This is a genomic window from Paraburkholderia acidisoli (assembly GCF_009789675.1).
GTDB lineage: Bacteria > Pseudomonadota > Gammaproteobacteria > Burkholderiales > Burkholderiaceae > Paraburkholderia > Paraburkholderia acidisoli.
Map to the genome: position 1 here is coordinate 1,011,379 of NZ_CP046914.1, position 26,713 is coordinate 1,038,091.

Sequence of the window (26,713 nt, forward strand, 5' to 3'; positions counted from 1 at the left end):
GATGGGCACGATTCCCGAAACCGAGGTTGAAGACACCGACGCGGCGCCCGCCGCGAGCCAGCTTTCCGACACGCAACCGCAACCCGCCGAAGCGCCGTTCTCGACGCTCTCCACGCGGATGCACCAGATGTTCCCGCAACTCACCGACGCCGAAGTCGCGCGCCTCGCCCGCTTCGGCGAGCGCCGCCACTGGGCGGCGGGCGAAATGCTGTTTCGCACTGGCGAAACCGGCCCCGGCATGTTCGTGCTGCTCTCCGGTTCCGTCAAAGTTTCGCAGCACGACGGGCTCGGCCGCGAGCGCCTGATCGTCGAACACGGGCGCGGTCATTTCCTCGCCGAAGTGGGCCAGTTGTCCGGCGGCCCGGCGCTCGTGGACGGCATGGCGCTCGAACCCGTGGATGCGATCCTGATTCCGCCCGAACGCCTGCGCGCGGCCATCGTCGCCGAAGCCGAACTCGGTGAACGCATCGTGCGCGCGCTGATCCTGCGCCGTGTCTCGCTGATCGAAAAGGGCGCGGGCGGCCCGATTCTCGTCGGCAAGCACAACGATCCCGCGCTGGTCTCGCTGCAAGGCTTCCTTTCGCGCAACGGTCATCCGTATTCGGTGCTCGACGAACGCGACGAAAGCATGCTGAACGTGGTCGAACGCTTCGCCGCGCGCTGCGAGGACCTGCCGCTCGTGATCTGCCCCGACGGCTCCGTGCTGCGCCATCCTTCCTCGCCGGAACTCGCCACGTGCCTCGGCATCCTGCCCGAACTCGACGGCGAACGCGTCTACGACGTTGCCGTGGTGGGCGCCGGTCCCGCGGGTCTCGCCACGGCCGTGTATGCGGCGTCCGAAGGGCTTTCGGTGATCGTGCTCGACTCGCGCGCGCCGGGCGGTCAGGCGGGCGCGAGTTCGCGCATCGAAAACTATCTCGGCTTTCCCACCGGCATCTCGGGTCAGGCACTCGCGGGCCGCGCATTCGTGCAGGCGCAGAAGTTCGGCGCGCACGTCGCGATTCCCGTGAACGTGCAGGCGCTCCATTGCGACGAGGCGCCTCGCCGGCTCGAAACCTGTAGCGGCGACGTGCGCGCGCATACCGTCGTGATCGCGAGCGGCGCCGTGTATCGCAAGCCCGCCATCGACGGACTCGATCGCTACACCGGCCGCGGCGTGTACTACTGGGCGTCGCCGGTCGAAGCCAAGCTCTGCAAGCACGAGAACGTCGTGCTCGTGGGCGGCGGCAATTCGGCGGGCCAGGCCATCGTCTATCTTTCCACGCACGCGCGCCAGATCGACGTGCTGATCCGCAAGACCGGGTTCGAATCGACGATGTCGCGTTACCTGATCGACCGCATTTCTTCGCTCGCGAACGTGAACGTGCATCCGCGCACGGAGATCGGCGGTCTCGGCGAAGACGACAGCGGTCTCGCCTCCGTGCAACTGAAGCTGCCGTGCCCGCAAGGCGTCGATCACTTCGACGCGCGCCACCTGTTCCTCTTCACGGGCGCCGAGCCGAACACGGGCTGGCTGCGCGAGTGCGGCGTCGCGCTCGACGCGAACGGCTTCGTGCTCACCGGCGACAACGAGTCGTGCAGCCTCTCCACCTCGGTGGAAGGCGTCTACGCCATCGGCGACGCGCGCGCGGGCTCGACCAAGCGCGTGGCGGCGGCCGTGGGCGAAGGCGCGGCCGTGGTCGCGCAGATCCATCAACGTCTCGAAGCCCTGCGGCCCGTGCGCGTGGCGGCGGCCGTCAATGCCTGAAGGCGAAGGCGATGTCGATGTCGAGCGCGCTACGTCCATCAACGCGTCCGTCGATGCCGCCATCGACACGCATTCGAACACGCCCACCCTGCCGCTGAGCGCGGCGCGCACGCTGCATCTCGCGGCCCAGGGGCTGCTCGTGCCGCCGCGCCGCAAAGCCACGCCCGACGAGGTGCTCGCCGCGATCCGCCGCATGGCGCAATTGCAGATCGACACGATCCACGTGGTCGCGCGCAGCCCGTATTTCGTGCTGTTCAGCCGCATTGGCGCGTTCGAGCCACGCTGGCTCGACGCGCTGCTCGCCGCGGGCAAACTCTTCGAATACTGGTCGCACGAGGCGTGTTTCGTGCCGATCGAGGATTACGGGCTGCTGCGGCATCGCATGCTCGATCCTTCGGGCATGGGCTGGAAATACGCGGCCGCGTGGCACGAACAGTATCGCGAGGAAATCAGCGCCTTGCTCGAACACATACGCGCGCAAGGGGCCGTGCGTTCCGCCGATTTCGCGCGGGCCGAAGGCGAGAAAGGCAGCGGCTGGTGGAACTGGAAGCCCGAAAAGCGCCACCTCGAAGTGCTGTTCGCCATTGGCGCGCTGATGGTGGCCGAGCGGCAGAATTTCCATCGCGTCTACGACGTGACCGAGCGCGTGTTGCCGCACTGGAACGACGCGCGCGACCTGCCGCCGCGCGAACACGCCGAACGCGCGCTGCTGCTGCACACGTGCCGCGCGTTGGGCGTGATTCGCGCCGACTGGGCCGCCGACTATTACCGCCTGCCGCGCCGCCCGTACTCAGGCGCCCTGCACGCGCTCGCCGACGCGGGCGAACTCGTGCCCGTACGCGTGGAAGGCTGGAAACCCGATGCCTTCGTGCATCGCGACCATGCGCCGCTTATCGCCGATGCCGCGAACGGCGCGCTCGCCTCGACGGTCACAACGCTGCTTTCGCCGTTCGATCCGGTGGTGTGGGACCGCAAGCGCGCGGTGACGCTGTTCGACTTCGACTACGCGATCGAGTGCTACGTGCCGGCGGCAAAGCGCAAGTACGGCTACTTCGTACTGCCGATCTTGAGCCGCGGGAAACTGGTGGGTCGCGCCGACGCGAAAGCGCATCGCGCGCAGGGCATCTTCGAATTGAAATCGCTGCATCTGGAGCCGGGTGTGCGCGTGAGCGGCCGTCTCGTGGCCGACTTGCGCCGGGCCTTGCAACGTTGTGCGGATTGGCACGGCACGCCCGAACTACAAATTGGCGCCGCGCCGGACGGCCTGGCGGCCGCCCTGCTCGAAGCGTAGCTAACTCAATGCTCGAGCTTCGAGCGCAACTCGCGCGCGGCTTCGAGCAGACCTTCGTAGCCCGAACGCGCGTGTTGCGGCAGATCGGGATCGCCAACCAGCGCGCCCAGGGTTTCGACAAGGCTATAGACAATGCCCTTCGCCGCGCCCGCGGCGATATTGCCGGACCGCACGCCTTCGTCCACGTGCGTGAACGCCGCGTTCAAATGCTCGAAGTCGGGTTGCGGCGCGCCCGCGCCAGTCTTTTGAGCGTCCTGCTTTTGCGTGTCGTCGCTCGACATGATGAACTCTATCCCCTTGCTGACAAGTAATCGAAAGAATCCTGCATCACTCTTTTATATACCGATCGCGCGTAGCCGTCTATCGACGCGCTCGCGCGCCAAAACTCATCAACCGCGCCCCCGAATCTTCTCACCTTTGCGTTGACAGCGTCGCTCGCGGGTACGCGGCGCGATGTCGCTTCACGCGCGGCTTTCAAGCCGTATCGCGAGAAAAGGCCTTGAAAACAAGGCTCGTCGATACCACGCGGCGTTCGCGCGATGACTGACACCGCAGGTTCTGTGCCGCCGGATCGCCGCGGCTTGCGTGCTCCCGCAAATGCTCACCGTTACGCCTGAACGTGATTGCCAGCACCTCGTGAAGTGCGACGATCGATGGCGAAGCACTCACCCTCGCGAGCCTGAAAACCCCGTTTTTCCCGCGTTTTACGGGCTTTTTCGTGTAGATGTCCTGTCGATGTCACGCCGCCGCTCAATGTGTCGGCATGCTGACGAACGCGCAATGGTGCGCGCCCGCGCCCCGCAGCGCTCACTCCCGAAAACGCTCACCTTCGCGTGATTCGGTCGCGAAGCGGTCGCCTGAAGGAAGCGACGCATTGCGGTATCGTATGCAAAACCTCACGCAAGGAATCACCATGAGCTACGCCACCAACGCGCCCTCGCGCAAAGACGTCGAAGCGCTTTCCGGCGCCGCGGTCGTCGAGTTCGGCACCGACTGGTGCGGCTACTGCCAGGGCGCGGAACCCTTGATTGGCACGGCTTTCGAGCAACATCCGCAGGTGCGCCGCATTCAGGTGGAAGATGGGCCGGGCCGTGTGCTCGGCCGCTCGTTTCGCGTCAAGCTGTGGCCCACGCTGATCTTTTTGCGCGACGGCGTCGAAGTGGCGCGCGTGGTGCGCCCCACCCACGCCACCGAATTGAACGACGCGTTCGCGGCGCTGGGCTAACGCGCACTGCTGCGTTTTCCGTTCTCCCGTAAAACCTCACCTTAAGCGCTACTGCGCGCCCGGCTGCTCGCCCTCACCTCATTCGAGACCGGCGAGCAGATCGTCGATGGCGCGATACACGCGCTCCACCACGTCCGGCCCGACCTCTTCTTCCAGCGTCCGGTAGCGCGCTTCCAGTTCCTTTGAAATCGCTTTCACGAGTTGGTGGCTCTTCTTCGTGAGCGAGACCAGCACGCGGCGCTGGTCGTCGGCGAAACGCGCCTTCGTCACGAGGCCGAGCGTTTCCATGCGTGCGAGCACGCCTGCCATGCTCGGGCTCGAAATCGTGCAGATGTCCGAAATCTGACGCGGCTCCAGCGGGCCGCTCTCGTTGAGCGCGCGAATCACGCGCCACTGCTGCTCGGTAAGCCCGTGCGACGTAATCAGCGGGCGAAACCGCTCCATCATCTTTTCGCGCGCGCGTAACAACAGCATCGGCAAGTTGCGGTGCGCGACGCGCGTGGACGATTGCGAATGATCGTGATCGGACATGACGGCTCGAAAACAAGGAATAGGGATCGCCGGGATGCGCCAGGGGAAACCCGAAAATCGCGCATCGCCGATTGACGGCCGATGGCGGCAAGCGCACTATCACTCACATATTAGTGTTTTCGGTGAGCGAAGCCAACCCATGTTTTCCGTTGCCGATCATCTGATTCATCTGCAAGACGAAGCGTTGCCGCGCGATGCCGACGCCGCAAGCGTGCACGCCCTGCTTGCGCAAGGCGCCGCGTGCCGCGCGCCCGTGCACGGCGCGGTGTACGGCACGCTGCTCAACGACCGCGCGGCGCTCGAAGCACTCGGCGAAGCCGCGAACGCGCCGCCTTACAAGGCGCCGCCGCGTGCGCCCATTCTCTATTTGAAGCCGCGCAACACGCTGGCCGGGCACCGCGCCCGCGTGCCGGTGCCGGGCAGTGAAGGCGTGCAGGTGGGCGCGTCGCTCGGCATCGTGCTCGGGCGCACGGCTGCTCGCGTCACGCCGCACGACGCGTTCGACTACGTCGCGGGCTACACGCTCGTCGCGGATCTGTGCGTCCCGCATGCGAGCGTGTATCGCCCTTCCGTGCGCTTTCGCGCGCGCGACAACTTTTGCGTGATCGGCCCGGCGGTGACCGCGCGCCATCACGTTAGCGATCCTGACGATCTCGCGATTCGCGTCGACATCGCAGGCCGCGCGCCGTTTCACGCGAGCACCGCCACCTGCGTGCGCGGTGTCGCGCAACTGCTCGCCGACGTCACCGACTTCATGACGCTCGCGCCCGGCGACGTGCTGACACTCGGCGTGCCGCACGACGCCCCCATCGTCCACGCAGGCGAACACGCCACCCTCACGATCGGCGCGTGGCCTGCACTCGACATCGCGTTCATCGCGGCGGGAGACCCGGCATGATGCGCGCCAGAGTTGCCTATGCGGGCGCCATTCACGAAGCCACGCCACACCACGGCAAGGTGCGCCTCGCGGACGGCCGTGTGTGCGAAGAGCACGACGTGGTCTGGCTCGCGCCGTTCGAACCCGGCACGATCTTCGCCCTCGGCCTGAATTACGCGGAACACGCCAAAGAATTGCAGTTCTCGAAGCAGGAGGAACCGCTCGTGTTTCTCAAGGGACCGGGCAGCGTGATCGGTCATCGCGGCACCACGCGCCGCCCCGCCGACGTCACCTTCATGCACTACGAGTGCGAACTCGCGGTCGTGATCGGCCGTACCGCGCAAAACGTCACGCGCGACACCGCGATGCAGTACGTCGCCGGCTATTCGATCGCCAACGACTACGCCATTCGCGACTATCTGGAGAATTACTACCGCCCGAATCTGCGCGTGAAGAATCGCGATGGCGGTACGGTGCTCGGCCCCTGGTTCGTCGACGCCGCCGACATCGCCGACGTCAACGCGCTCGAACTGCGCACCTTCGTGAACGGCGAACTCACGCAGCGCGGCAATACGCGCGATCTCGTCACGGGCATCGCGGAACTCATCGAATATTTGAGTGGCTTCATGACGCTCGCGCCCGGCGACGTCATTCTCACGGGCACGCCCGAAGGCGTCGTCAACGTCAATGCCGGCGACGAAGTCGTGTGCGAAATCGACGGTCTCGGACGCCTCGTCAACACCATCGCCAGCGACGCCGACTACGGGCGTTGAGCCGGCCACGCATTGTTTCAAGGATTGCTCAGCCATGCGAATCGAACACCTCATCGACGGTCAGTCCCGCGCGGGACGCGACTACTTCGAAACCGTGAACCCCGCGAATCAGAACGTGCTCGCGGAAGTCGCGCGCGGCGGCGCGGAAGACGTCGATCTCGCGGTGCGTGCCGCGAAAGCGGCGTTTCCCGCGTGGGCCGCGAAACCCGCGGCGGAGCGCGCCAAGGTCATCCGCAGGCTCGGCGAATTGATTGCGAAGAACGTGCCCGAGATTTCGCAGACGGAGACCAACGACACGGGCCAGACGATTTCGCAAACGGGCAAGCAACTCGTGCCGCGCGCCGCCGACAACTTCACGTATTTCGCCGAGATGTGCACGGCCGTGGACGGCCACACTTACCCCACGTCCACGCATTTGAACTACACGCTGTTTCATCCGGTGGGCGTGTGCGCGCTCATTTCGCCCTGGAATGTCCCGTTCATGACGGCCACGTGGAAGGTCGCGCCGTGTCTCGCGTTCGGCAACACGGCCGTGCTGAAGATGAGCGAACTCTCGCCGCTCACGGCCGCCATGCTCGGCCAACTCGCGCTCGAAGCCGGCATTCCCGCGGGCGTGTTGAACGTCGTGCACGGTTACGGCAAGGAAACCGGCGAGCCGCTCGTCGCGCATCCCGACGTGCGCGCGGTCTCGTTCACGGGATCGACGGTCACGGGCAATCGCATCGTGCAGGCCGCGGGCCTCAAGAAGTTTTCGATGGAACTCGGCGGCAAGTCGCCGTTCGTGATCTTCGACGACGCCGACTTCGAACGCGCGCTCGACGCCGCCGTGTTCATGATCTTTTCGAACAACGGCGAACGCTGCACGGCCGGCTCGCGCATTCTCGTGCAACGCTCGATCTACGCGAAGTTCGCGGAACGCTTCATCGAGCGCGCCAAACGTATTCGCGTGGGCGATCCGCTCGACGAGAGCACCCTCGTCGGCCCGATGATCAGCGCCGCGCATCTCGCGAAAGTGCGTAGCTATATCGAACTCGGTCCGAAGGAAGGCGCCACGCTCGCCTGCGGCGGACTCGATGCACCCGCGCTGCCGGAGGCCTTGAAACAGGGTAATTTCGTGCAGCCGACCGTATTCGTCGATGTCGACAATCGCATGCGTATCGCGCAGGAAGAGATCTTCGGGCCGGTCGCGTGCCTGATTCCCTTCGACGACGAAGCCGACGCCATCCGCCTCTCGAACGACATCGCCTATGGCTTGTCGAGTTACGTGTGGACCGAAAATGCGGGGCGCGCACTGCGCGTGGCCGCCGCCGTCGAAGCAGGCATGTGCTTCGTGAACAGCCAGAACGTGCGCGATCTGCGTCAGCCGTTCGGTGGCACCAAGGCGTCGGGCGTGGGGCGCGAAGGCGGCACGTGGAGCTACGAGGTGTTTCTCGAGCCGAAGAACGTGTGCATGTCGCTCGGCTCGCATCACATTCCGCATTGGGGCGTTTAAGCGCGCACGCGCGTCAAGGAATCGCCATGGGCAAACTCGCGCTCGCCGCCAAGGTCACGCATGTGCCTTCGCTCTATCTCTCGGAACTCGACGGACCGCACAAGGGCTGCCGCCAGGCCGCCATCGACGGGCATCATGAAATCGGCCGCCGTTGCCGCGAACTCGGTGTGGATACGGTGGTGGTGTTCGACGTGCATTGGCTCGTGAACAGCGAATATCACATCAATTGCGCACCGCATTTCGAAGGCGTGTACACGAGCAACGAGTTGCCGCACTTCATCAAGAACATGCCGTATGCGTATCCCGGCAATCCGCAACTGGGCCATCTGATCGCCGATGTCGCAAACGAGCTGGGCGTGAAAACGCGCGCGCACAGCGAAACCACGCTCGACCTCGAATACGGCACGCTCGTGCCCATGCGCTACATGAACGGCGACCAGCATTTTCGCGCCGTATCCGTGGCGGGCTGGTGCATGTGGCACGACCTGCAAACGAGTGCGCGCTTCGGCCTTGCGGTGCGTCGCGCGATCGAGGAGCGCTACGACGGTACCGTGGCGATTCTCGCGAGCGGCTCGCTGAGTCATCACTTCGCCAACAACGGCACGGCCGAGCAATTCATGCACAAGGTGTGGGACCCGTTTCTCGAAGCGACGGATCGCCATGTCGTGGCAATGTGGGAACGCGGCGACTGGAAAACCTTTTGCGGCATGCTGCCCATGTATAACGAAAAGTGCTGGGGCGAAGGCGGTATGCACGACACGGCCATGCTGCTGGGCGCGCTCGGCTGGGACCGTTACGAAGGCCGCGCGGAAGTGGTCACGCCTTATTTCGGCAGTTCGGGTACCGGGCAGATCAACGCGATCCTGCCGGTCACGCCGCTGCCCGCCTGAATGGAGCCTGCCATGCTCGACCCGCAATTGATTCGCGAACTCGCCGCGCAACTCGACGAAGCCGAACGCACGCGCACGCAACTGCGCCACTTCTCGCGCGCCCATCCCGCCATGACGATCGACGACGGCTACGCCATTCAGCGCGAATGGGTCAAGCTCAAGCTCGCGGCGGGCCACGTGATCAAGGGGCGCAAGATCGGCCTCACGTCGCGGGCAATGCAACGCGCCTCGCAGATCGACGAACCCGACTACGCGCCGCTGCTCGACAGCATGTTCATTGCCGCGGGCAGCGACATTCGCGCGGACCGCTTCATCGCGCCGCGTGTGGAAGTGGAACTCGCATTCGTGCTGAACCGCGCGCTACAAGGACCGAACGTGACGCTCTTCGACGTGCTCGACGCCACGGCGTATGTGACGCCCGCCATCGAGATCATCGACGCGCGCATCGAGCAGTTCGACCGCGAGACCAAGGCGCCGCGCAAGGTGTTCGACACAATTTCCGATTTCGCGGCCAACGCCGGCGTGGTGCTGGGCGGCCGGCCCGTCAAACCGCTCGACGTGGATTTGCGCTGGGTGGGCGCGCTGCTCTACAAGAACGGCGCCGTGGAAGAAAGCGGCCTGGCGGCCGCCGTGCTCAATCATCCCGCCACGGGCGTGGCGTGGCTCGCGAACAAGATCGCCCGTCACGACGAACGGCTCGAAGCCGGCGACATCATTCTGAGCGGCTCGTTCACCGCGCCCATTGCCGCGCGCGCGGGCGACACGTTCCATGCCGATTACGGTCCGCTAGGCGGCATCGGCTTCAATTTCGTTTGATACGCAATCCTGATGACTTCGTTTGAAGCGTGAACGTCAATCGCTCTCTCTGCCGTTCTCGACCAGTTTCGCGAGCACGGTGTCGAGCACTTCGCGCTCGTGGTCGCTGAGCGTGGCGAGAATGGCGTCGTTGGTCGACTTCGAGATCGTGGCCGCGCGCCGGTACAGGTTGCGCCCTTGCGTGGTGAGCGCGACCAGCACGCCGCGCGCGTCCGCCTCGTTCGAGGTCTTCGCAAGCAGGCCCTTGCGTTCGAGCACGTCGGTGGCGCGGCTCGCCTGGCTGCGATCGAGATTCGAGAGGCGCCCGAGGTCCGACACCGAAAGCGGCCCGAACGCGCCCACTGTAAGCAGCAGGCGCGCTTCGGTCAGCGAAAGCGAAAGCGAAGCCGTGAACGCGTCGTTCATTGCGCGATCGGTTTGCTTCTTGAGCACGTGCAACCGGTACGTGAACAGTGCTTCGATACTGTGTTTCCCCGTCATTCGTCTTCCCATCCTGGTTCGCTGCTGGCTTCACAATACCGCGAAAATTCGGCTACGGCGTTAGCATAGCATCGACAGAAGCCTTTTTATTCAGGCGCTTCATGCAAAATTTGATGCTTGCGCACGCATTTATTTGAGCATACCATCGGCATCATTCGATGCGGAGATACGAGGAGACGATCATGAATGCAAACATGGCGCGCCCTGCGTGGTGCGAGCCCGCGGAATGGGAAGCGCGCGTGCAGCTCGCGGCCGTGTACCGCGTGTTTCACATGATGGGTTGGACCGAGCTGATCTTCAATCACATCACGTTACGCGTGCCCGGCCCGCACAAGCATTTCCTGATCAATCCGTTCGGCCTCACGTATGACGAAATCAAGGCCTCGAATCTCGTCAAGATCGATCTCGAGGGCAATATCCTGAGCCCGAGCGAGTATCCGATCAACCCGGCGGGCTTCGTGGTTCACAGCGCGATTCACGCGAACGTGGAGGACGCGCATTGCGTGATGCACACGCACACCACGGCTGGGCTCGCGGTAGCGTGCATGGAAGAAGGCCTCGCGTACACGAACTTCTATTCGGCCCAACTGCACGACATGGTCGCGTATCACGACTTTGAAGGCATTACCGTGCACGACGACGAAAAATCGCGCCTCCTTCGCTCCATGGGCAACAAGCGCCTGCTCGTGTTGCGCAACCACGGTCTGCTCGCGCACGGCGCGACGCTCGCGCATGCGTTCGCGCTGCTCTGGACGCTCAACCGCGCGTGCGAAGTGCAAGTGGTCACGCACGCCATGCGCGGCCAGACGCTGCCGATCTCGCCCGCTATCACCGAACGCGCCACGCGCGATTCGCTACAGTTCTCGCCCGCGCACGGCGCCGGGCAGAACGTGCTCGACGCGCTGATTCGCCGCGTCGAGCGCATCGATCCTTCGTACAAGGAGTAACACGTTGAGCACACCGAAGCAGACCATCGCCGTCGTAGGTGGCGGCGCGATCGGCGGCTTGATCGCCGCGCGGCTCGCGCGCGCGGGCAACGCCGTGAGCCTCGTCGCGCGCGGCGCGCATCTCGAAGCGATTCGCCGCGACGGCCTCACCATCGTCGAAGGCGACGCGCGCTACACGCAGCCGCTGCACGCCACGGACAACCCCGCCTCGCTCGGCGCCCAGGACATCGTGTTCGTTTGCCTCAAGGGCCAGGCGCTCGTGCAATCGGCGGCGTCATTCGCGCCGCTCGTCGGGCCCAACACGCATATCGTTTCGGCGATGAACGGCGTGCCCTGGTGGTTCCTGCAAGCGGTGAACGGCGCGCCAGCGGCACAGCCGCTCGAATCCGTCGATCCCGGCGGTATCGTGTCGAAAGCGCTGCCGCCTGCGCAGGCCTCCGGCTGCGTCGTGCATCTTTCGTCGGCGATCGCGGGGCCGGGCGTGATTCGCAAGGGCAACGGCAACGGCTTGATCGTCGGCGAAGGTTCGGCTTCGATGGCGGCGCGTGCGCAGGAAGCGCGCGACCTGCTCGCGCAAGCGGGCTTCGACGTCACGGCCGGCGCGCCCATTCAGGCCGATATCTGGGCCAAGCTCTGGGGCAACATGACGATGAACCCGATCAGCGCGCTCACGCGTTCGACCGCCGACGTGATCCTCGACGACCCGCTCACGCTGGGCCTCGTCAGCGCGATCATGGCGGAAGCCCGCGCTATCGGCGAAAAGCTCGGCATCCGGCTCGCGATGACGATCGAGGAACGCCACGCCATCACGCGCAAGCTCGGCGCGTTCAAAACCTCCATGCTGCAAGACGTGGAAGCGGGCCGCACGCTCGAAGTGGAAGCCCTGCTCGGCGCGCCGTTCGAACTCGCGCAGCGCGTGGGGGTGGCCGCGCCGTCGCTCGGCATGCTCTACGGTCTCGCGCGGCAACTCGACACGAATCTCGAAGCCGCGCGCCGCCGGGTTTAATCTTCGAGCGGCTTGCCGGTGAGGTCGCGAATGAACGGCAGCGCCAGACACGAGAGCGCCACGCACGCCATGACGTACCACGCAGGCGCCAGCAGATTGCCCGTGGCCTTGATGAGCCACGTGGCGATCGCTTGCGCGAAGCCGCCGAAGATCGCCACGCCGATGCTGTAGACGATCGCCATGCCCGTCGCGCGCACGCGGCGCGGAAACATCTCGGGCAGCATCGTGATCGCGGGCGCGGCCTGTAAGCCGAGCAGCACGCTCAAGCCGCCCACGGTAACGAGCAGACGCGTGGCGTTCGGTTCGCTGGCCAGCCAGAGAAACGCCGGGTAGATCAACAGCACCACGCCCACGCGCGGCCAGAACACCAGCGTGCGGCGGCTCAAACGGTCGCACAGCAGCCCCGCGAGCGGCGCCACCACGAAGGTCACGACGCCGGACACGAGACCCGCCAGCAATGCCGTGGGCGCGGGCACCTTGAGCTCGTGGATCGCATAGGTCGGCATGTAGAACGTGACCACGTAGGCGGTGACCGTGGAGCCGATTGTGAGCAAAATGCCGAGCGCGGCGCGCGCCCAGTAATCGCGCAGCACCGCGAGTATCGGCATGCGCACCGTGCGGGTACGCGCGGGCGCCTGTTCGTCGAGACGGCGGCGAATCCACATGCCCAGCGGCGCGATCGCCACGCCCAGCAGGAACGGCACGCGCCAGCCCCACGCGAGCAGGGTATCGGCGGAAAGGAAAGTGGTCAGGAGTCCTGCCGTGAGCGCGCCGAGCGAGACGCCCAGGCCCTGGCTCGCGAACTGCCAGCTGCCGAGCAGGCCGCGATTGCGCGGCGTGCCCGCCTCGATCAGCAGCGTAGTGGACGCGCCCACTTCGCCGCCCGCCGAAAAGCCCTGCAACAGCCGCGCGAAGACGATCAGCACGGGCGCCGCCACGCCGATCTGCGCGTAGGTGGGCGCGAGGCCGATCAGCAGGCAGCCGAGCGCCATCATGAAGATGGTGAGCGTCATGGCGGGCTTGCGGCCCGCGCGGTCGGCATACGCGCCGATCACGACGCCGCCGAGCGGGCGCATCACGAATCCCACGCCGAACGTCGCCACCGAGGCCAGCAACTGACCGTAGCTCGACATGGTGGGAAAAAACAGCTTGCCGATCGTCAGCGCGAAGAAGCTGTAGACCGTGAAATCGAAGAATTCGAGCGCGTTGCCGATGGTCGCCGCGACGATCAATTGCGTGCGGCTCAGCTTGCGCACGTCCGCCATGCTGACGCTGTTCATGCGTGGTGCTCCTCGTCGGCCTCTTGCGGGCCTGGCTGAGTTTCGGGAAGTGCGAAAGCGGGTTTGTGGCTGCTGCGGAAAGCGCGGGTAATGCCGGTCGTGCAGATGGTGCGGATCGAGCGATTCACGTTAGCACCCGACGCACTGCCCGCGCCAGTGATCAAAACCCGTGGCAGGGTTTGCACCGTCGTTTCGCACAGGTTTTGGCCTGCTTCCCGAACCGTGCGTTTGCGCGTTTGGACCGCATCGCAGGCGCGAAACCGGCATACTTGGGCGCTGCGTTCGCGGTTTCACTGGCGAACGCCGGCTTTCAGCCCGCTGCCGATCGCGTCCGCGCGCGTGAATTTCGCCGCCGTTTGCTCTTGTGTTGCCCTTGTTTCGCCCCTTTTCACACGCGGCCATCCGGCCCTATGCCGGTATGAAAATTGCGGCAGCGCGGCGAACGTTCGGACGTTTGCGGCAATCGCCGCCCCATGGGGAGCGATCGCATTGCCGGCCTTCCGTGCCTGACATGCCGCCCGGCGCGTCGCGTCTTTGGCGCGATCGCCGTCGATTGCAAGGCCCGACGCGTCCGACGCGCCAAACTTGTCAATCGCGCCTATGTCGTTCGGCTGACTTTTTCCGCCGCCACTATCGGTCGATGATGTTCACGACCCGTAAGCCCATGCCAAGGATGTCCTTCTCTCTATTCTCCCGTTCGCGCTTTCGCGCCCTCCTCGCCGGCTTGGCGTGCGCCACGTTCGCGCTCAACGCGTCGAATGCGGCGGCGGTCACCTCGCCCGCCGCCGCGCTCGGTTCAGCGATGAAGCCTGGCTCGACCGCGCACCCCGCCAGTTCGGCCAGTTCCGCCAACCCCGCCGCGCCCGTCGTGCTCACGCCCAGCCAGGCGCAGTCGGCATTGCAGGTGCTCAACGACCCGGTCCAGCGCGGCCACGTGGAAGACACGCTGCGCGCCATCGCCGCCGCTGGCGCGCTCGCCACGCCCGCTTCCGGCGCAACGGCCGCAAGCGCGAGTGCGAGCGCATCCGCCGCAGCGGCGACCACCACGAGCGCCTCGGCGGCCACGGCGGCTTCCACGCCGCTCGCGGGCGCGTTGCGTTCGAACGGCCTCGTCGTGCAGATCGCCGACCACGCCGCGCACGGTGCGCGCATGGTCGGCCATCACTTGCGGCAAACTCTCGCGGCGCTGCTCGGCATCTGGTCCGCGCGCGACTGGTGGCAGGAGCACCTGAGCACGCCCGAAGGCCATACGTTGCTGCTCGGCCTGCTACGCGTGGCGCTGCTCACGCTCGTGCCCGCGCTCGCCATCGGCATGGGTCTGTGGCGCGCGCTCGGCAAGCCACAGCGTGCGATCGCCGCGCATCAGGCCGCGAAGCAGGAGAAGACCGCGCCCTCGGGACCACCAGCGGGCAGCGCGCCCGCGCCGCAGCCGCAAACGCCCGAAGCCACCGGCACGAGCGTCGCGCTCGCCGCCGAAGCGCGCGGCGAATCCACGGCCGAAGCCGCGAAGAAAGCCGAAGCGAAGGCGCAAGCCCAGGACGACGCCCTGCGCGAAGCCGCCGGCATGGAACCCGCCGACCCAGCCGCCAAGGCCGAAGGCGACCCGAACGCGGGCCCCAACGCAAACGCGCGCGCCAATGCGGCCGCGCGCGCGGCCGTCACGGCCATCGCCGCCGAAGAAGAACACGAGTTCTCGCCAAAAACGCCCGCGGCCCTCGCGCGCGAGGCCTATCACCAGTTGCGCGGCGCGCATCACTGGCGTCTGTTGCAGCGCCTGCCCGCCGCGCTGCTCGTGCTGCTGCTCGACGCCATTCCCGTGGTCGCGTTCGGTTTGTGCGCGGCCGGCGTGCTCTCGCTGTTCGGCCCCGAAGACGCCGCGCCCACGCAAGCGGTGGGCGATCTCGTCGATACGCTCGTGATTTCCGGCGCGTTCGTGATCTTCGGCAAGCTGCTGTTCGCACCCGACGCGGCGTCGCTGCGTCTCGTGCCGCTTTCCGACGACTGGGCCGCCTATGCGCAGCGCTGGCTCATGCGTATCGTCGCGATCGGCGCGGTGGGCGGTGCGGTGGCGGCCGCCGTGCCGCTCGGCATGACCGAGGAAGCTCACCTGGCGCTTGTGAAGGTGGTCACGCTGATCGGCCACCTCGCGCTCGCGCTGATGATCCTGCAACTGCGCCGCCCCGTGGCGGACGCCATGCACGTGGCCGCCACGCGCCACGGCTCGTTCGCGTGGTTCATGCAATGGTTCGCCGACATCTGGGCGTTCGCCGCCCTGTTCGTCGTGCTCGCGCTGTGGTTCGTGTGGGCGCTCGACCTGCAAGGCGGCTATGCCGAACTGCTGCGCGCGGGCGGCCTGTCGCTCGTCGTGCTGCTCGGCGCGCGCGTGTGCGCCATCGTCCTGCTCGGCGCGTTGAGCCGCGTGTTCGGTCTGCGCGACGGCAGCGACAAGATGACGTTCGCGCAGCAACGCGCGTATCGCTACTATCCGGCGCTGCGCCGCATCGTGATCGCCGTCATCTGGATCGTCAGCATCGACATGCTGCTCCATGTGTGGGGCCTGCGCCCCACGCGCATTCTCGCGCTCACGCCCATCAGCCACCTGCTCGGCTCCGCGCTGCTGACGATCGCCATCGCCATCGTCGCGGCGGTTGCGATCTGGGAGTTCGCGAACGGCGCGGCCGAGCGGCGTCTCAACGCGTGGACCGACGCGGGCGACTTCGTGCGTGCCGCGCGTTTGCGCACGCTGCTGCCCATGTTCCGCACCACGCTGCTCGTCTCCATCCTCGTGGTGGTCGGGCTCACGGCGCTTTCGCAACTCGGCGTGAACACCGCGCCGCTCGTTGCCGGCGCGAGTATCTTCGGCGTGGCGCTCGGTTTCGGTTCGCAAAAGCTCGTGCAGGACTTCATCACCGGCATCTTCCTGCTCACCGAAAACGCCATGCAGGTCGGCGACTGGGTCACGGTCGCGGGCGTCTCGGGCACGGTCGAGTTCCTGTCGATTCGCACGGTGCGCCTGCGCGGCGGCGACGGCTCGCTCTACACGGTACCGTTCAGTTCGGTGACCACGGTGAACAACACGAATCGCGGCATCGGCAACGCGGCGGTGAAGGTCGTGATCGCGCATGGCCAGGATCTCGAGCGCGCCATTGAAACGCTCAAGCAGATCGGCGCGGAATTGCGCCAGGAAGACGCGTTCAAGAACGGCATACTCGGCGACTTCGCGTATTGGGGCGTGGATTCCGTCGATGGCGCGAGCGTCACGCTCGTCGGCCAGATCCAGTGCAAGGACTCGTCGCGCTGGGGCGTGCAACGCGAATTCAACCGCCGCGTGCTGGTGCGCTTCACGGAGCGCGGCATTGCGCTCGCGAATCCGCAGCGCAACTTCGTGATCGGCATGGGCGGCGACAGCGACGTGGAAGGCACGGAGTACGGGCGCCTCTCCCGTCGCGATGACAACGACGAAACCGACGACGAAAGCGATCGCGACGCCGCGAAGTCCGCGCAAACCGGCGCGTCCAAACCGCGCAACGGCCGCAGCGGCTCGAACGAAAATCGCGACAAACTGAGCGGCAAGCCCAACTAAAGCCCGCCTGGCGCAGTCGCGCGCCGTCGAACTCGATCAGGCGCGCCTGGGCACCACCGCCAGGCGCGGCCAACGCGATTGATATCGCGTCATGCAACTCGAGCCGGTGCGCCATTCACGCGCACCGGCTTCACCTTCCCGCGCCGCAGCCAATCTCCCGAAAACGCTCACCTTTAGCGTGCCGCGGCACCTGTCGCGTCACGCGCGTCTCGAAAAGAACCCCGTCCAATCAATGAGATGCGAGCGGTGTCATCGCGACAATGTCGTCGCGCGGGCAGGCTCCCGAATAGGCTCACCTTTCGCGCACGCAGGCGATATCGGCGCCAATAAAAAAGCCGGGCGACGAATCGGCCCGGCTCTTTTCATGCAAGTGAATGCAGCAGGAGATAGCGCGACACGCCGCGCTAACGCTTACGCCTCCACGTCTTCGAGACTGAAGATCTCGGTCTGGTCGTTGTACGAAAACACTTCGCCGTAACGCGCCCAGTCGATCACCGTGTCGAGCGTTTCCTCCGCGGCCACGTCGGAGAGCACGTCTTCGAGCTCCTGCTCGAAGCGCACGCGCGGCGCGCGGTGGCCCGGCCGCTCGTCGAGCACCTTCTTGATTCGCGCCGCGAGCGGCACGTTGCGCAGCAGATGATCGGCGAACATCAGCTTGCGCGCCTGCGTGCCCATTTCGGCGAACACGCGCGCGGGCGGCGTGAGCAGCACGTCGCCTTCGCGCACATCGGCGAAACCCAGCTGCTGAAGCATTTCGACGATCGGGAACAGATCGTCCACTTCGAGATGCAGCGAGCGCGCGATTTCCGGCATGTCGGCGCGGCCATGGTACGGCGCGGCCGCCAGCGTTTCGATCAGGCCGGCCATGATGTTCGTCGATACGTCGGGCAAACGGCTGCTCACTTCAAGGCGACGCTGCGTGGCTTCGGCCGCTTCGCGCGCCGTCATCTTCGCGTAGATGTCGTCCACGAGCTTGCGGAACGCCGGATCGAGACGGTTACGCGGGTGCTTGAACGGCACCTTGATTTCCGCGACCACACGGCCCGGATTCGACGACAGCACGAGGATGCGGTCGCACATGAACACGGCTTCCTCAATGTTGTGCGTGACGATCAGCACCGACTTGATCGGCAGACGGCCTTGCGTCCACAGATCGAGCAGGTCGGTACGCAGCGTCTCCGCGGTCAGCACGTCGAGCGCCGAGAACGGCTCGTCCATCAGCAACAAGGCCGGATCGACAACCAGTGCGCGCGCGAAGCCCACGCGCTGGCGCATGCCGCCGGAGAGCTCGCGCGGGTAGGCGTTTTCGAAGCCGTCCAGACCGATCAGGTCGATGGCCGCCAGCGCGCGCTCGCGACGCTCGCGCGCCCCCACCCCTTGCGCTTCGAGCCCCGCCTCCACGTTTTGCAGCACCGTGAGCCACGGAAACAGCGCGAAGGTCTGGAACACCATCGAGACGCCTTCGGCCGGTCCTTCGAGCGGCTTGCCGAGCCAGTTCACCTCGCCTTCGGTCGGCTCGATGAGGCCCGAGATGATGCGCAGCAGGGTGGATTTACCGGAGCCCGAGCGGCCGAGCAAACCGACGATCTCGCCCTCGCGCAGCGAGAGGTTGACGTCGTCGAGCACGAGACGCTCGTCTTCTTTCTTCGCGAAGCCGCGCGAGACGTTCTTGACGGCGAGCACTTCCTGGCCGGGCGTGGGACGCGAGGGCAGCAGGTCGGATGAGACGATTTTCGGATTCAGCATGACAGGTCACTCCATCTCAATCGAGTCGCAGCCGGGACTCGGCGTAGGTGTACAGCGGACGCCAGAGCACGCGGTTGAACAGCGTAACGAACAGGGACATCATCGCGATGCCCACAATGATCTTCGGGAAATCGCCGGCGGCGGTCATCTGCGCGATGTAGGAACCGAGACCGTGCGCGGTCACCTTGGTGTCGCCCCACTGCACGAATTCGGCGACGATGCTCGCGTTCCACGCGCCGCCCGAGGCCGTGATCGCACCCGTGATGTAGTACGGGAAGATGCCGGGCAGCATGGCCTGGCGCCACCATTGCCAGCCGCGAATGCGGAAGTTGGTGGCCGCTTCCTTGTAGTCGTTCGGGTACGCGCTCGCGCCCGCAATGACGTTGAACAGGATGTACCACTGCGTGCCGAGCACGATCAGCGGCGAGAGCCAGATGTCCGGGTTCAGGTGAAAGCGCACGATCACGATCACGAACACGGGGAACAGCAGGTTCGCCGGGAACGCCGCAAGAAACTGCGCGAGCGGCTGGATCTTTTCGGCGAGCGCCGGGCGCAGGCCGATCAGCACGCCGAGCGGCACCCAGATCACCGAGGCAATGGCGATCAGCAGAATCACGCGCAGCAGCGTGATGAGCCCGAGCACGAACACGTGGCCCACTTCGTCGAGCGTCACGCCCGTGCGCACGTAGGCGAATACGCGCCACACCACGAACAGCGTGAGCGCGACGATGCACACCGCCCACACGATATCGCCCAGACGCGAGCGCTTGCTCACGGTCGTCACCACGGGCAGCGACTTCGGCAGCCGCACGCGGAACGGCACGCGCGCGAGCGTCGCGAGCATGAAGCCCATCGGCACGAGCAAACGGTGAATGAGGTGCGTGCGGCGCACGAGGTCGAGCAGCCAGGACTCGGGCGCGTCGCCGGAACTCGTGTTCTCCATGCGGAACTTGTCGGCCCACGCCACGAGCGGGCGGAACAGAAACTGGTCGTACGCCAGGATCACCACGACCATGGCCAGAATCACCCAGCCGATCGCGTGCAGGTTCTTTTCGGCAATGGCCTGCGCCAGGTACGCGCCGATACCCGGCAGCGTGATCGTGTTGTTACCCACGGTGATGGCTTCCGAAGCCACCACGAAGAACCAGCCGCCCGACATCGACATCATCATGTTCCAGATGAGGCCCGGCATCGAGAACGGCACTTCGAGCTTCCAGAAACGCTGCCAGCCCGTGAGGTGGAAACCGCGCGAGACTTCGTCCAGATCGCGCGGCACCGTGCGCAGCGACTGGTAAAAGCTGAACGTCATGTTCCACGCCTGGCTCGTGAAGATCGCGAAGATCGCGGCCAACTCGGCGCCCAGCACGCGCGACGGGAACAGCGCGAGGAAGAACGTGACCGTGAACGAGATGTAGCCGAGCACCGGCACCGACTGCAGGATGTCGAGAATCGGTACGAGCACGATGCCCGCGCGGCGGCTCTTGGCCGCGAGCGTGCCGTAGACGAGCGTGAACACGAGCGACGCGACCATGGCCGCGAGCATGCGCAGCGTGGTGCGCATCGCGTAGTCGGGCAGATTGGCCGGGTCGAGCGAGATGGGCTGCGCCTTGAGCACGGCGATGGGCGCCATCGTCTCGTGAAAGCCCACGGCCGCCATCGCGATCAGACAGATGATGAGCGGGAAGGCGACGAAGTCCCAGCGATTGGGCAGCACGCGCCACGCCGAGGCGTTGGCCGTGCGATTCAGATTGAAGCCGAAATCCATTAGCGGCCTCCCGTGGCAGTGAACGTAACGGCGGCGAACGGAACGGCGCGAATGTGCGCTGCGCGTCGGATCGTTCGCAAATTGCAGTTGGACTGTTTCATGTAAAGCACCGGCGATGAGTGGTTGCGCGAAGCCCTCGCGCGGCGCGCACGGTCTGCGGGGTTGCCAGACGTGCGCGCGGGGATCGGTTTGATTCGATACGGCGTCAGACGCGGAACACGCGCGTGCGGACGTCGCGCCAGCGCGCGGCGAGCCGCGAGGCGTCGCGTTGCGGCGTTGGCGTGAACGGGCGCGCGGTCGTGCGGTCACGCGCGCCGATCACATCGGGATGGAGGTTGGATTGCGTTTGCGGCAGGCGCGGCAGAAGAAGGCCGAAGTTCATGCTGGATCTCCACACGTCGAAAGGGACGTATTGGGAGGAAAGCCAGCAGACCCGGCGGCGCGCATTCAGTGTGGAAGTGGCGCGCTACGGCTCACGTCTGCCCGCTTTCCCCGTTCAGGGTCGAAAGGAAGCGGCATAACGGATAACTGTCACTGTCAGACACGGAACTCCTCCTTATCGTCACGGCGACGCACGGCGCACGGTTCGGCCGTTCGGGAGCGAAACGGCGCGCGGGCGCGCAAGTGTCGATCCGGTCGTCGCGCGAGAAAACTCGAACGCTGCGAAACGATCGGACCGTGCCGCGAGCACGCGCCAAAACGGCGGCCCACAGCGCGATATCGGCCGCGCGCTGCGCCTGGTAGCCCGATGCGGACTGGCGCTGCGGCGTCGGTCGACGCTAATTTGAGTGCACGAGGATTTACTGCGGGACGCGCACCATCTGCCTGGCTGGCAAGACGGCGGCTGAGAGAAAAGGGAGCGCGGACGTCCTGCCGGTCAGGCAGCGAAACTGTTCGAAGATCGACTACTGCTACTGTCCAAGGCGTCAGCCCCTTTTGTTAAGACGGGCGAATTTTAGTCACGCCATCTGTCCGAAGTCAACACGATTCGCAGCCTGCGTCAAATCTCGTGCCAATGCCGCCACAACGCCAGCGGACGGACGTTCCCGGCCAACTGACAAAGCGCTTTCAATCGACGATCGATAAGCGGGCCAGATGCACCGCGGGCTCGTCTCGTCGACGGGAAAATCGTTACCGCCTACCTCGCGCCGCCGCTATCGACAGCCACGCGGGAATGTTTGCAATCGCCGTGCCCGGCTTTGCCGCACAGGTTGATCGACGCCAAATTCCACGCCGATTTTTACGCCGATGTCAGGCGTGCCGGCGCATGCGCGACTGGCCGAATTCACCCGCGCTCATGCGTTCGAGCCGGTCGCTCGCCTCGGCCAGCACCCACATCGGCGCGCCTTGCAGCTGCGCGTCGTACACGGTGATGACGTGAGCCAGCGCCTCGAACTCGCTCGGGTCGAGTTGCCAACCGCCGCCCGTGTTGCCGCGTTCGAAGCATTGCAGCAGCGCGGCGTCCGCGGCCTGGATCTGCGCGGCTTCGAAGGTGCCGTAACCGGCGTCCGCAATCGATTGCGCGAGCACGTGAGCATGGAGCAGCGCGCGTGCGTCGTCGAGGCTCCCGCCAAGGCGCAGCGCGGAGAGCGCGAGATGCACCTGCAGTGCGAGATCGTTCGCGGCCGTGCACGGCATCGGCAGCAACATGGTCTTGGTGCGGCGGCTGCGCGCCTGGGCGCGCTGCGGGAAAGGAATCGTCTTGGCCATAAGGTACGGGCGCGTGAAGAATCTAGTCCGTGCAATAACGGCACGCGGCGCCGAAGGTTAAGCCGGAAAACCTTATTCGTATGTAAATATCCGTTACAGCCGGAAAGACAGACGGGCGACGCATGCGGCGTGCATGCGTCATCGTGCGTTTCAGTCGTCGCGGGTGGGCTGACGCGAATCGGGCTCGGCGCGCCGCGCGGCAACGAAGGCCTCGATGTGACGAATCGCCTGGTCGCACTGCTCGAGCGTCAGCAGGTGGATCGACGGATTGGGCAGCTCGAAGCCCAGCTCGCCCGCGAGCCAGCGGATCGCCTTGCCGCGCGCCTCGAAGGCGTTGACGTTGTCGCGGCGCATTTTCGCGGCGACGAGCGGCTCCAGTGCGTCGTGCAGACGGCTCTTGGCGTCGCGCAGGTCGGCGTTCGCGAGGCGGCCGAGCGGCACGTTGCGCGTGCTGCGCGCGGGCACGCCGATCCACGCTTCGCAGGGCGGGCAGACCCAGAGCGGGCCGTGATCGTCGCGATACGGATAAGGCTCGTCGCCGAAACGCGCGAGCAGCGCCTTCGCGCCGCAGTAATCGCACAGCGGCTGCGGCAGCGCCTTGACGGGGCGACCTACGCGCATGCGGCGCTCCTTGGGGCGTGGTTCATCAGTGACATGACGGAAAAAACGACAAGCCGTCATTATCGACGAGCGGCGGCCCGTTGCGAGCCGCCGTGTGCGTCCGCGTGACCTGGCCCGAATCGGCCGAGGCCGGTGTTATCTCGTTCGAGCGATTTTTAGCTTGTGCTCGCCGATCGAACCCATCGCGCCGATCCCGCTTTTCAGCCCATCAGCCGTAGCTGGACGCAGCCGCCAATTTCGAGCCACGGCCGAGCCACAGCCACGAACGCTGCGCGCGGCAAAGGGCTTGAAATCCTGCGCGCGCCGATCGCCCGATCAATTCGCGCTTGCCGTCGCGCGCGGCGTTTCCTCGCGTTCGAGCGTGCGTGTGTCGCGCAGCGCCGGGAAGAACCGCATCCACAACAGCGCCACGCAGATGGTCGCAACGCCGCCCACCAGCACGGCGGGCTGCGCGCCCCACCATCCGGCGGTCAGCCCCGACTCGAACTCGCCAAGCTGGTTCGACGTGCCGATGAACATGGAATTCACGGCGCTCACGCGGCCGAGTTTTTCGTCGGGCGTGCGCAACTGCACGAGCGACGTGCGCACGACCACGCTCACCACGTCCGACGCGCCCAGCACCGCCAGCGCGACCAGCGAAATGGCGATGTTGTGCGACAGGCCGAACGCGATCGTCGCGAAACCGAACACGATCACGCCGCCGAACATCGCCATGCCGGGCCGGTTGCGCAGCGGGAAGTGCGCGAGCCAGATCGAGCCCGCCAGCGCGCCCGCCGCCGAAGCCGAACGCAGCAAGCCGAGCGCGATCGGTCCCGCGTGCAGGATGTCGCGCGCGAACACGGGCAGAAGCGCCGTGGCGCCGCCGAACAGCACGGCGAACAGGTCGAGCGAGAGCGCGCCGAGAATCACGGGCTGCGAGCGGATGAAGGCGATGCCCGAGAACACCGATTCGAGCGTCACGGGCGCGCGTGACGGCGGCTTGGCGCGCAGCGGGATCGTGCCGGAAAGCACGGCGGCCAGCGCGAACGCGATCGTGCAGGCGATGAACGCGTGCGATGGGCCAAGGCCGTAGAGCAGACCGCCGAGCGCTGGGCCCACGATGTTCGCGGTCTGATTCGCCGATGTCGACCACGCCGTGGCGTTGGGCAGTTGCGGCCGCGGCACGACGCCGGGCAGCAGCGACGACACCGCCGGCGATTCGAACGCGCGCGCCGCACCCACGCAGGCCGCCAGCGCATAGATGAGCGGCGCGCTCAACCAGCCGCCGACGGTGCCCGCCGCGAACGTCAGCGCCGCCGCACATTCGATGACCTGGCAAGTCGAAGCGATGCGCCGCCGGTCGTAGCGGTCCGCCACGTGGCCAACCACGAGGGTGAGCAGGAACATCGGCAGAAACTGCGCCAGACCGACGAGACCGAGCGCGAAGGCGCTGTGCGTGAGCGCGTAGATATGCCAGCCCATGGCGACCGCGAGCATCTGGAACGCCAGCGAGGAAAGCACGCGCGTGCCGTAGAAACGCTGGAAACCGCGATTGCGCACGAGACTGGACTGGGCGTCGGACGGGGCGTTGGCGTCGTCGGGGGCGGAAGTGGTCATGAACAGCCGGAAAGAGCGTGAGGTCGGGCGCGCGAAGCAGCAAGGCGCGAGGTCGACAATTTTAGTGCATGCGTCACCGCGTCACAGGCATGTCAGCTTTTGATCACACGCATGGGTCGACGGACCACCCGATCGCGCCCGTTCGTTATATCCTACTGAATATAACGCAACGACGGCCCGGTTCTCACGGGTCAAACGCTATGGATCAAGGCAGTCTGGAACGGGCGAGCGGTCGGCGCCTCATGGGCGCGACGGCGTCGCAAAACGGCGCGGACGGCTTCGCGGCCTCCCTCACCACGCTGCGCCCGCTTTCGGGGTACGAACGCGGCTACGAGCGCGCGGAACTCATACGCGACGTGATCGATGCGTTCCGGCGCTTGCGCAACAGCATCGAGCGCTTCGACCGCATGCTCGCGCAAGGCGCGGCGACGGCGCAGCCGCCCGGCGCTTCGTTGCAGCCGCTCTTGCTCGCGCTTTCGCGGCGCGTGGAGATGGCCGGTTTTGCGCGGCAGCGCGAGCTCAAACGCGCCATGCGCGACGCCCGCCGCCTCGACAAAACCCGCGATGCGCTGTTCGGCGACGCGTTCTGTCTCGATACCGAGGCGCTGCGTCGTACTGTCGGCGAACTGGAGCGGCTGGATGCGGCGTTCGTTGGGCTGGGCGTCGAACACGTGCTGGAGCAGCATGCGGCACTGGGTGTCGCTGCGGCTTAAAACGCGCTTTTCGCCAATGGCGCGAAGCAGGCATTCGCAGTTAGATAGGATACGTAAGCCGATCTTAATAGCAAGTTAGCCGAGGTATTCGCATTCTTAGGCCACGGAAGTTTCGTTATATTCCGTGGTATATTGCGACGATCTGCTGGCATGTCGCGGGCCGGATTTCCGCGTCATGGCACGCGCGCTATCGCCGCGCCAGATCGCGCCCCGCGCATCGACGCTTTGCGTCCCGCATCGGATCAGAGGTCATCATGCACGCACCGCCGTTTCGACTCGCCCGCACGCAAACCGACGCCTCGCCGAACGAAGCGCACCTGCGTGCCTTCGCGCCCGCCGACTGCTGCGGTCCCTCGCAGGCCGAAATCGCGCGTGCCTCGCGCCAGCGCACGCGCCTCGTGGAACTCGACGCGCATCTGCATTGCTCCATCATCGGCACCTGCCTGAGCACGCACGAGCTACGCAAGCTCGTGCCGAAGTTCACGTCGCTCGACAGCCAGCGCGCCAGCGATCTCGACATTCATCATGCGGCCGTGGAACTCGCGATCGAAGGCGGCGCGGGCGGCAAAGCGCTGCAGAAGGCGCTCGACGCGCGTTACGCGGGTGCGGTGAAGCGCTTTGCCGGCGCGCGCGACGGCGAGGCCGTGCTCGCGCTCTGGAACGAATCGCTCGCGAACGGCGACATTCCGCCCGCTTACTGGGCGCTGATGACGCATCCGGCCACGACGATGGAAGTGCGTCAGGCGGCGTTCGGCGAGTTGCACATGCTCTCGCACCTCGTGGGCGCCGCGAATCGCGCCGATCTGCGCCGGCTCGTGGCGCTCGAAAAGGAAAACGCCGAACTGCAGACGAAGGTGGAGCGCCAGCAAGCGCGCCTGCACGAGATGAGCCGCGAACGCGACGACGCGCGCGATGCACTGGAAACGCAGATGGCGCGCGCCGCCGCGCAACAGCAATCGCGCGAGGCGGCGCCCGCGCATACGCAGATCGAAGCGCTGGAGGCCGCGCTCGCGGCCCGCGACGCGCGGCTCGCGCTGCATACAAGCCGCCGCGAAGCCGCCGAGCAACGCGCCAACGCCGACGCTCAGACGCTGCACACGCTGCGCGCGCAACTCGACGAGGCGCACGCGCTGATCGACGCCTTGCGCGCCGAGGCGGACGCAATGGAACACGCCACCCAGGCCAACGACGACACCGCCCCGCGCGCGCTCGCGCAGGACGCGCTCAAGGACCGGCGCATTGTGTATGTGGGCGGGCGGCCCGGCTCGAATCACGCGCTGCGGCGCTGGGTGGCCGCGGCGGGCGGCGAACTGACCGTGCACGACGGTGGCCTCGAGGACCGCAAGGGCCTGCTCGCGGCCGCGCTCACGAATGCGGATCTGGCGGTGTTTCCTGTCGACTGTATCGACCACGATTCGATGAACACGCTCAAGCGCGTGTGCGAGCGACATCAGGTGACGTATTACCCGCTGCGCACCGCGAGCCTCGCCAGTTTTGTCGAGTTGATGCTGCGACTTTACGCCAACCCGGCAAGCGCGGCCCATGCGGAAAACGCCGCGAACGACGTGCCGACGCTCGCCGCCGTGCCGCTTTCGCGTTTTTGCCTGCGGCACGGCTGACGCCC

23 protein-coding genes are annotated in these 26,713 nt (G+C 66.1%); 13 read left to right on the forward strand and 10 right to left on the reverse strand.

The window, feature by feature from the left end:
• Nucleotide 1: 1 nt before the first annotated feature.
• Both FAZ98_RS18650 and FAZ98_RS18655 read left to right on the forward strand, forming a co-directional pair.
• On the forward strand, nucleotides 2–1,747 hold the full coding sequence (locus tag FAZ98_RS18650; protein ID WP_158952771.1) for an FAD-dependent oxidoreductase: 1,746 nt from the start codon (nucleotides 2–4) through the stop codon (nucleotides 1,745–1,747).
• Nucleotides 1,740–3,038: a winged helix-turn-helix domain-containing protein gene (locus tag FAZ98_RS18655; protein WP_158952772.1), complete on the forward strand. Its 1,299-nt coding sequence runs from the start codon at nucleotides 1,740–1,742 to the stop codon at nucleotides 3,036–3,038. Before FAZ98_RS18650 ends, FAZ98_RS18655 begins: the two co-directional genes overlap by 8 nt.
• A gap of 5 nt (nucleotides 3,039–3,043) precedes the next feature.
• Here the strand turns inward: FAZ98_RS18655 and FAZ98_RS18660 are convergent, their stop codons facing one another.
• Complete coding sequence (locus FAZ98_RS18660; RefSeq protein ID WP_158952773.1) at nucleotides 3,044–3,319, reverse strand: hypothetical protein; 276 nt, start codon at nucleotides 3,317–3,319, stop codon at nucleotides 3,044–3,046.
• A gap of 632 nt (nucleotides 3,320–3,951) precedes the next feature.
• Between FAZ98_RS18660 and FAZ98_RS18665 the strand changes: the two genes are divergently transcribed.
• Nucleotides 3,952–4,263 (forward strand): thioredoxin family protein, encoded by a 312-nt coding sequence (locus FAZ98_RS18665; RefSeq protein WP_199272349.1) that lies wholly within the window; start codon nucleotides 3,952–3,954, stop codon nucleotides 4,261–4,263.
• A 78-nt stretch (nucleotides 4,264–4,341) separates the two neighbouring features.
• On the opposite strand, the gene hpaR is transcribed toward FAZ98_RS18665, so the two are convergent.
• Nucleotides 4,342–4,737, reverse strand: coding sequence for a homoprotocatechuate degradation operon regulator HpaR (hpaR, locus tag FAZ98_RS18670; protein ID WP_158954043.1), 396 nt, complete (start codon nucleotides 4,735–4,737; stop codon nucleotides 4,342–4,344).
• A gap of 196 nt (nucleotides 4,738–4,933) precedes the next feature.
• Between hpaR and FAZ98_RS18675 the strand changes: the two genes are divergently transcribed.
• The 5 genes from FAZ98_RS18675 to hpaH are packed head-to-tail and all read left to right on the forward strand — an operon-like array spanning nucleotide 4,934 to nucleotide 9,642.
• A complete protein-coding gene (locus FAZ98_RS18675) occupies nucleotides 4,934–5,692 on the forward strand; it encodes a fumarylacetoacetate hydrolase family protein (protein WP_158952774.1) in 759 nt (252 codons plus the stop codon).
• Complete coding sequence (locus FAZ98_RS18680; RefSeq protein ID WP_158952775.1) at nucleotides 5,689–6,444, forward strand: fumarylacetoacetate hydrolase family protein; 756 nt, start codon at nucleotides 5,689–5,691, stop codon at nucleotides 6,442–6,444. The genes FAZ98_RS18675 and FAZ98_RS18680 overlap by 4 nt, the downstream gene beginning before the upstream one ends.
• 34 nt (nucleotides 6,445–6,478) lie before the next feature.
• Nucleotides 6,479–7,936: a 5-carboxymethyl-2-hydroxymuconate semialdehyde dehydrogenase gene (gene hpaE / locus FAZ98_RS18685; protein ID WP_158952776.1), complete on the forward strand. Its 1,458-nt coding sequence runs from the start codon at nucleotides 6,479–6,481 to the stop codon at nucleotides 7,934–7,936.
• Nucleotides 7,937–7,962: 26 nt separating this feature from the next.
• Nucleotides 7,963–8,826: a 3,4-dihydroxyphenylacetate 2,3-dioxygenase gene (gene hpaD, locus FAZ98_RS18690; protein WP_199272350.1), complete on the forward strand. Its 864-nt coding sequence runs from the start codon at nucleotides 7,963–7,965 to the stop codon at nucleotides 8,824–8,826.
• Nucleotides 8,827–8,838: 12 nt separating this feature from the next.
• Complete coding sequence (hpaH, locus tag FAZ98_RS18695) at nucleotides 8,839–9,642, forward strand: 2-oxo-hept-4-ene-1,7-dioate hydratase (protein ID WP_158952777.1); 804 nt, start codon at nucleotides 8,839–8,841, stop codon at nucleotides 9,640–9,642.
• A gap of 36 nt (nucleotides 9,643–9,678) precedes the next feature.
• Here the strand turns inward: hpaH and FAZ98_RS18700 are convergent, their stop codons facing one another.
• The gene (locus tag FAZ98_RS18700) at nucleotides 9,679–10,122 is read right to left on the reverse strand and encodes a MarR family winged helix-turn-helix transcriptional regulator (RefSeq protein WP_233272735.1); all 444 of its coding nucleotides are present in this window, start codon (nucleotides 10,120–10,122) and stop codon (nucleotides 9,679–9,681) included.
• Between the two features lie 182 nt (nucleotides 10,123–10,304).
• Here FAZ98_RS18700 and FAZ98_RS18705 point away from each other — a divergent pair, with 182 nt between their 5' ends.
• Together FAZ98_RS18705 and FAZ98_RS18710 are read left to right on the forward strand one after the other, a co-directional pair.
• Complete coding sequence (locus FAZ98_RS18705) at nucleotides 10,305–11,069, forward strand: class II aldolase/adducin family protein (RefSeq protein ID WP_158952779.1); 765 nt, start codon at nucleotides 10,305–10,307, stop codon at nucleotides 11,067–11,069.
• A 4-nt stretch (nucleotides 11,070–11,073) separates the two neighbouring features.
• Nucleotides 11,074–12,075: a 2-dehydropantoate 2-reductase gene (locus tag FAZ98_RS18710; RefSeq protein WP_158952780.1), complete on the forward strand. Its 1,002-nt coding sequence runs from the start codon at nucleotides 11,074–11,076 to the stop codon at nucleotides 12,073–12,075.
• Here FAZ98_RS18710 and FAZ98_RS18715 read toward each other — a convergent pair.
• Nucleotides 12,072–13,355 carry an MFS transporter gene (locus tag FAZ98_RS18715; protein WP_158952781.1) on the reverse strand — a complete coding sequence of 428 codons (1,284 nt, stop codon included), beginning with the start codon at nucleotides 13,353–13,355 and terminating at the stop codon, nucleotides 12,072–12,074. The genes FAZ98_RS18710 and FAZ98_RS18715 overlap by 4 nt on opposite strands.
• Before the next feature lie 673 nt (nucleotides 13,356–14,028).
• Here FAZ98_RS18715 and FAZ98_RS18720 point away from each other — a divergent pair.
• Nucleotides 14,029–16,938 (forward strand): mechanosensitive ion channel family protein, encoded by a 2,910-nt coding sequence (locus FAZ98_RS18720; RefSeq protein WP_158952782.1) that lies wholly within the window; start codon nucleotides 14,029–14,031, stop codon nucleotides 16,936–16,938.
• Nucleotides 16,939–17,349: 411 nt separating this feature from the next.
• On the opposite strand, the gene FAZ98_RS18725 is transcribed toward FAZ98_RS18720, so the two are convergent.
• The 6 genes from FAZ98_RS18725 to FAZ98_RS18750 form a co-directional block, all read right to left on the reverse strand.
• Nucleotides 17,350–18,684, reverse strand: coding sequence for an ABC transporter ATP-binding protein (locus FAZ98_RS18725; RefSeq protein WP_158952783.1), 1,335 nt, complete (start codon nucleotides 18,682–18,684; stop codon nucleotides 17,350–17,352).
• A 16-nt stretch (nucleotides 18,685–18,700) separates the two neighbouring features.
• Complete coding sequence (locus FAZ98_RS18730; RefSeq protein ID WP_158952784.1) at nucleotides 18,701–20,449, reverse strand: ABC transporter permease; 1,749 nt, start codon at nucleotides 20,447–20,449, stop codon at nucleotides 18,701–18,703.
• A gap of 205 nt (nucleotides 20,450–20,654) precedes the next feature.
• Complete coding sequence (locus FAZ98_RS18735) at nucleotides 20,655–20,831, reverse strand: hypothetical protein (RefSeq protein WP_158952785.1); 177 nt, start codon at nucleotides 20,829–20,831, stop codon at nucleotides 20,655–20,657.
• A gap of 869 nt (nucleotides 20,832–21,700) precedes the next feature.
• Nucleotides 21,701–22,159 carry a hypothetical protein gene (locus FAZ98_RS18740; protein WP_158952786.1) on the reverse strand — a complete coding sequence of 153 codons (459 nt, stop codon included), beginning with the start codon at nucleotides 22,157–22,159 and terminating at the stop codon, nucleotides 21,701–21,703.
• A gap of 150 nt (nucleotides 22,160–22,309) precedes the next feature.
• Nucleotides 22,310–22,780: a zinc-finger-containing protein gene (locus tag FAZ98_RS18745; RefSeq protein ID WP_158952787.1), complete on the reverse strand. Its 471-nt coding sequence runs from the start codon at nucleotides 22,778–22,780 to the stop codon at nucleotides 22,310–22,312.
• 315 nt (nucleotides 22,781–23,095) lie between these two features.
• Nucleotides 23,096–24,376: an MFS transporter gene (locus tag FAZ98_RS18750; protein ID WP_158952788.1), complete on the reverse strand. Its 1,281-nt coding sequence runs from the start codon at nucleotides 24,374–24,376 to the stop codon at nucleotides 23,096–23,098.
• Between the two features lie 200 nt (nucleotides 24,377–24,576).
• On the opposite strand from FAZ98_RS18750, the gene FAZ98_RS18755 reads away from it, so the two are divergent.
• Nucleotides 24,577–25,089 carry a hypothetical protein gene (locus FAZ98_RS18755; RefSeq protein WP_233272736.1) on the forward strand — a complete coding sequence of 171 codons (513 nt, stop codon included), beginning with the start codon at nucleotides 24,577–24,579 and terminating at the stop codon, nucleotides 25,087–25,089.
• A 254-nt stretch (nucleotides 25,090–25,343) separates the two neighbouring features.
• Entirely contained in the window at nucleotides 25,344–26,708 is a 1,365-nt protein-coding gene (locus FAZ98_RS18760; RefSeq protein WP_158952790.1) for a DUF2325 domain-containing protein, read from the forward strand.
• The last annotated feature ends 5 nt before the right edge of the window (nucleotides 26,709–26,713 follow it).

Coding starts and splice junctions, on each gene's coding strand:
- FAZ98_RS18720 (WP_158952782.1), top strand. CDS start 14,029: ATGTCCTTCTCTCTATTCTCCCGTTCGCGCTTTCGCGCCCTCCTCGCC.
- FAZ98_RS18680 (WP_158952775.1), top strand. CDS start 5,689: ATGATGCGCGCCAGAGTTGCCTATGCGGGCGCCATTCACGAAGCCACG.
- FAZ98_RS18665 (WP_199272349.1), top strand. CDS start 3,952: ATGAGCTACGCCACCAACGCGCCCTCGCGCAAAGACGTCGAAGCGCTT.
- FAZ98_RS18750 (WP_158952788.1), bottom strand. CDS start 24,376: ATGACCACTTCCGCCCCCGACGACGCCAACGCCCCGTCCGACGCCCAG.
- FAZ98_RS18650 (WP_158952771.1), top strand. CDS start 2: ATGGGCACGATTCCCGAAACCGAGGTTGAAGACACCGACGCGGCGCCC.
- FAZ98_RS18700 (WP_233272735.1), bottom strand. CDS start 10,122: ATGACGGGGAAACACAGTATCGAAGCACTGTTCACGTACCGGTTGCAC.
- hpaE (WP_158952776.1), top strand. CDS start 6,479: ATGCGAATCGAACACCTCATCGACGGTCAGTCCCGCGCGGGACGCGAC.
- FAZ98_RS18735 (WP_158952785.1), bottom strand. CDS start 20,831: ATGAACTTCGGCCTTCTTCTGCCGCGCCTGCCGCAAACGCAATCCAAC.
- FAZ98_RS18660 (WP_158952773.1), bottom strand. CDS start 3,319: ATGTCGAGCGACGACACGCAAAAGCAGGACGCTCAAAAGACTGGCGCG.
- hpaH (WP_158952777.1), top strand. CDS start 8,839: ATGCTCGACCCGCAATTGATTCGCGAACTCGCCGCGCAACTCGACGAA.
- FAZ98_RS18675 (WP_158952774.1), top strand. CDS start 4,934: ATGTTTTCCGTTGCCGATCATCTGATTCATCTGCAAGACGAAGCGTTG.
- FAZ98_RS18715 (WP_158952781.1), bottom strand. CDS start 13,355: ATGAACAGCGTCAGCATGGCGGACGTGCGCAAGCTGAGCCGCACGCAA.
- FAZ98_RS18740 (WP_158952786.1), bottom strand. CDS start 22,159: ATGGCCAAGACGATTCCTTTCCCGCAGCGCGCCCAGGCGCGCAGCCGC.
- FAZ98_RS18725 (WP_158952783.1), bottom strand. CDS start 18,684: ATGCTGAATCCGAAAATCGTCTCATCCGACCTGCTGCCCTCGCGTCCC.
- FAZ98_RS18760 (WP_158952790.1), top strand. CDS start 25,344: ATGCACGCACCGCCGTTTCGACTCGCCCGCACGCAAACCGACGCCTCG.
- FAZ98_RS18755 (WP_233272736.1), top strand. CDS start 24,577: ATGGATCAAGGCAGTCTGGAACGGGCGAGCGGTCGGCGCCTCATGGGC.
- hpaR (WP_158954043.1), bottom strand. CDS start 4,737: ATGCTGTTGTTACGCGCGCGCGAAAAGATGATGGAGCGGTTTCGCCCG.
- FAZ98_RS18655 (WP_158952772.1), top strand. CDS start 1,740: ATGCCTGAAGGCGAAGGCGATGTCGATGTCGAGCGCGCTACGTCCATC.
- FAZ98_RS18705 (WP_158952779.1), top strand. CDS start 10,305: ATGAATGCAAACATGGCGCGCCCTGCGTGGTGCGAGCCCGCGGAATGG.
- FAZ98_RS18745 (WP_158952787.1), bottom strand. CDS start 22,780: ATGCGCGTAGGTCGCCCCGTCAAGGCGCTGCCGCAGCCGCTGTGCGAT.
- hpaD (WP_199272350.1), top strand. CDS start 7,963: ATGGGCAAACTCGCGCTCGCCGCCAAGGTCACGCATGTGCCTTCGCTC.
- FAZ98_RS18730 (WP_158952784.1), bottom strand. CDS start 20,449: ATGGATTTCGGCTTCAATCTGAATCGCACGGCCAACGCCTCGGCGTGG.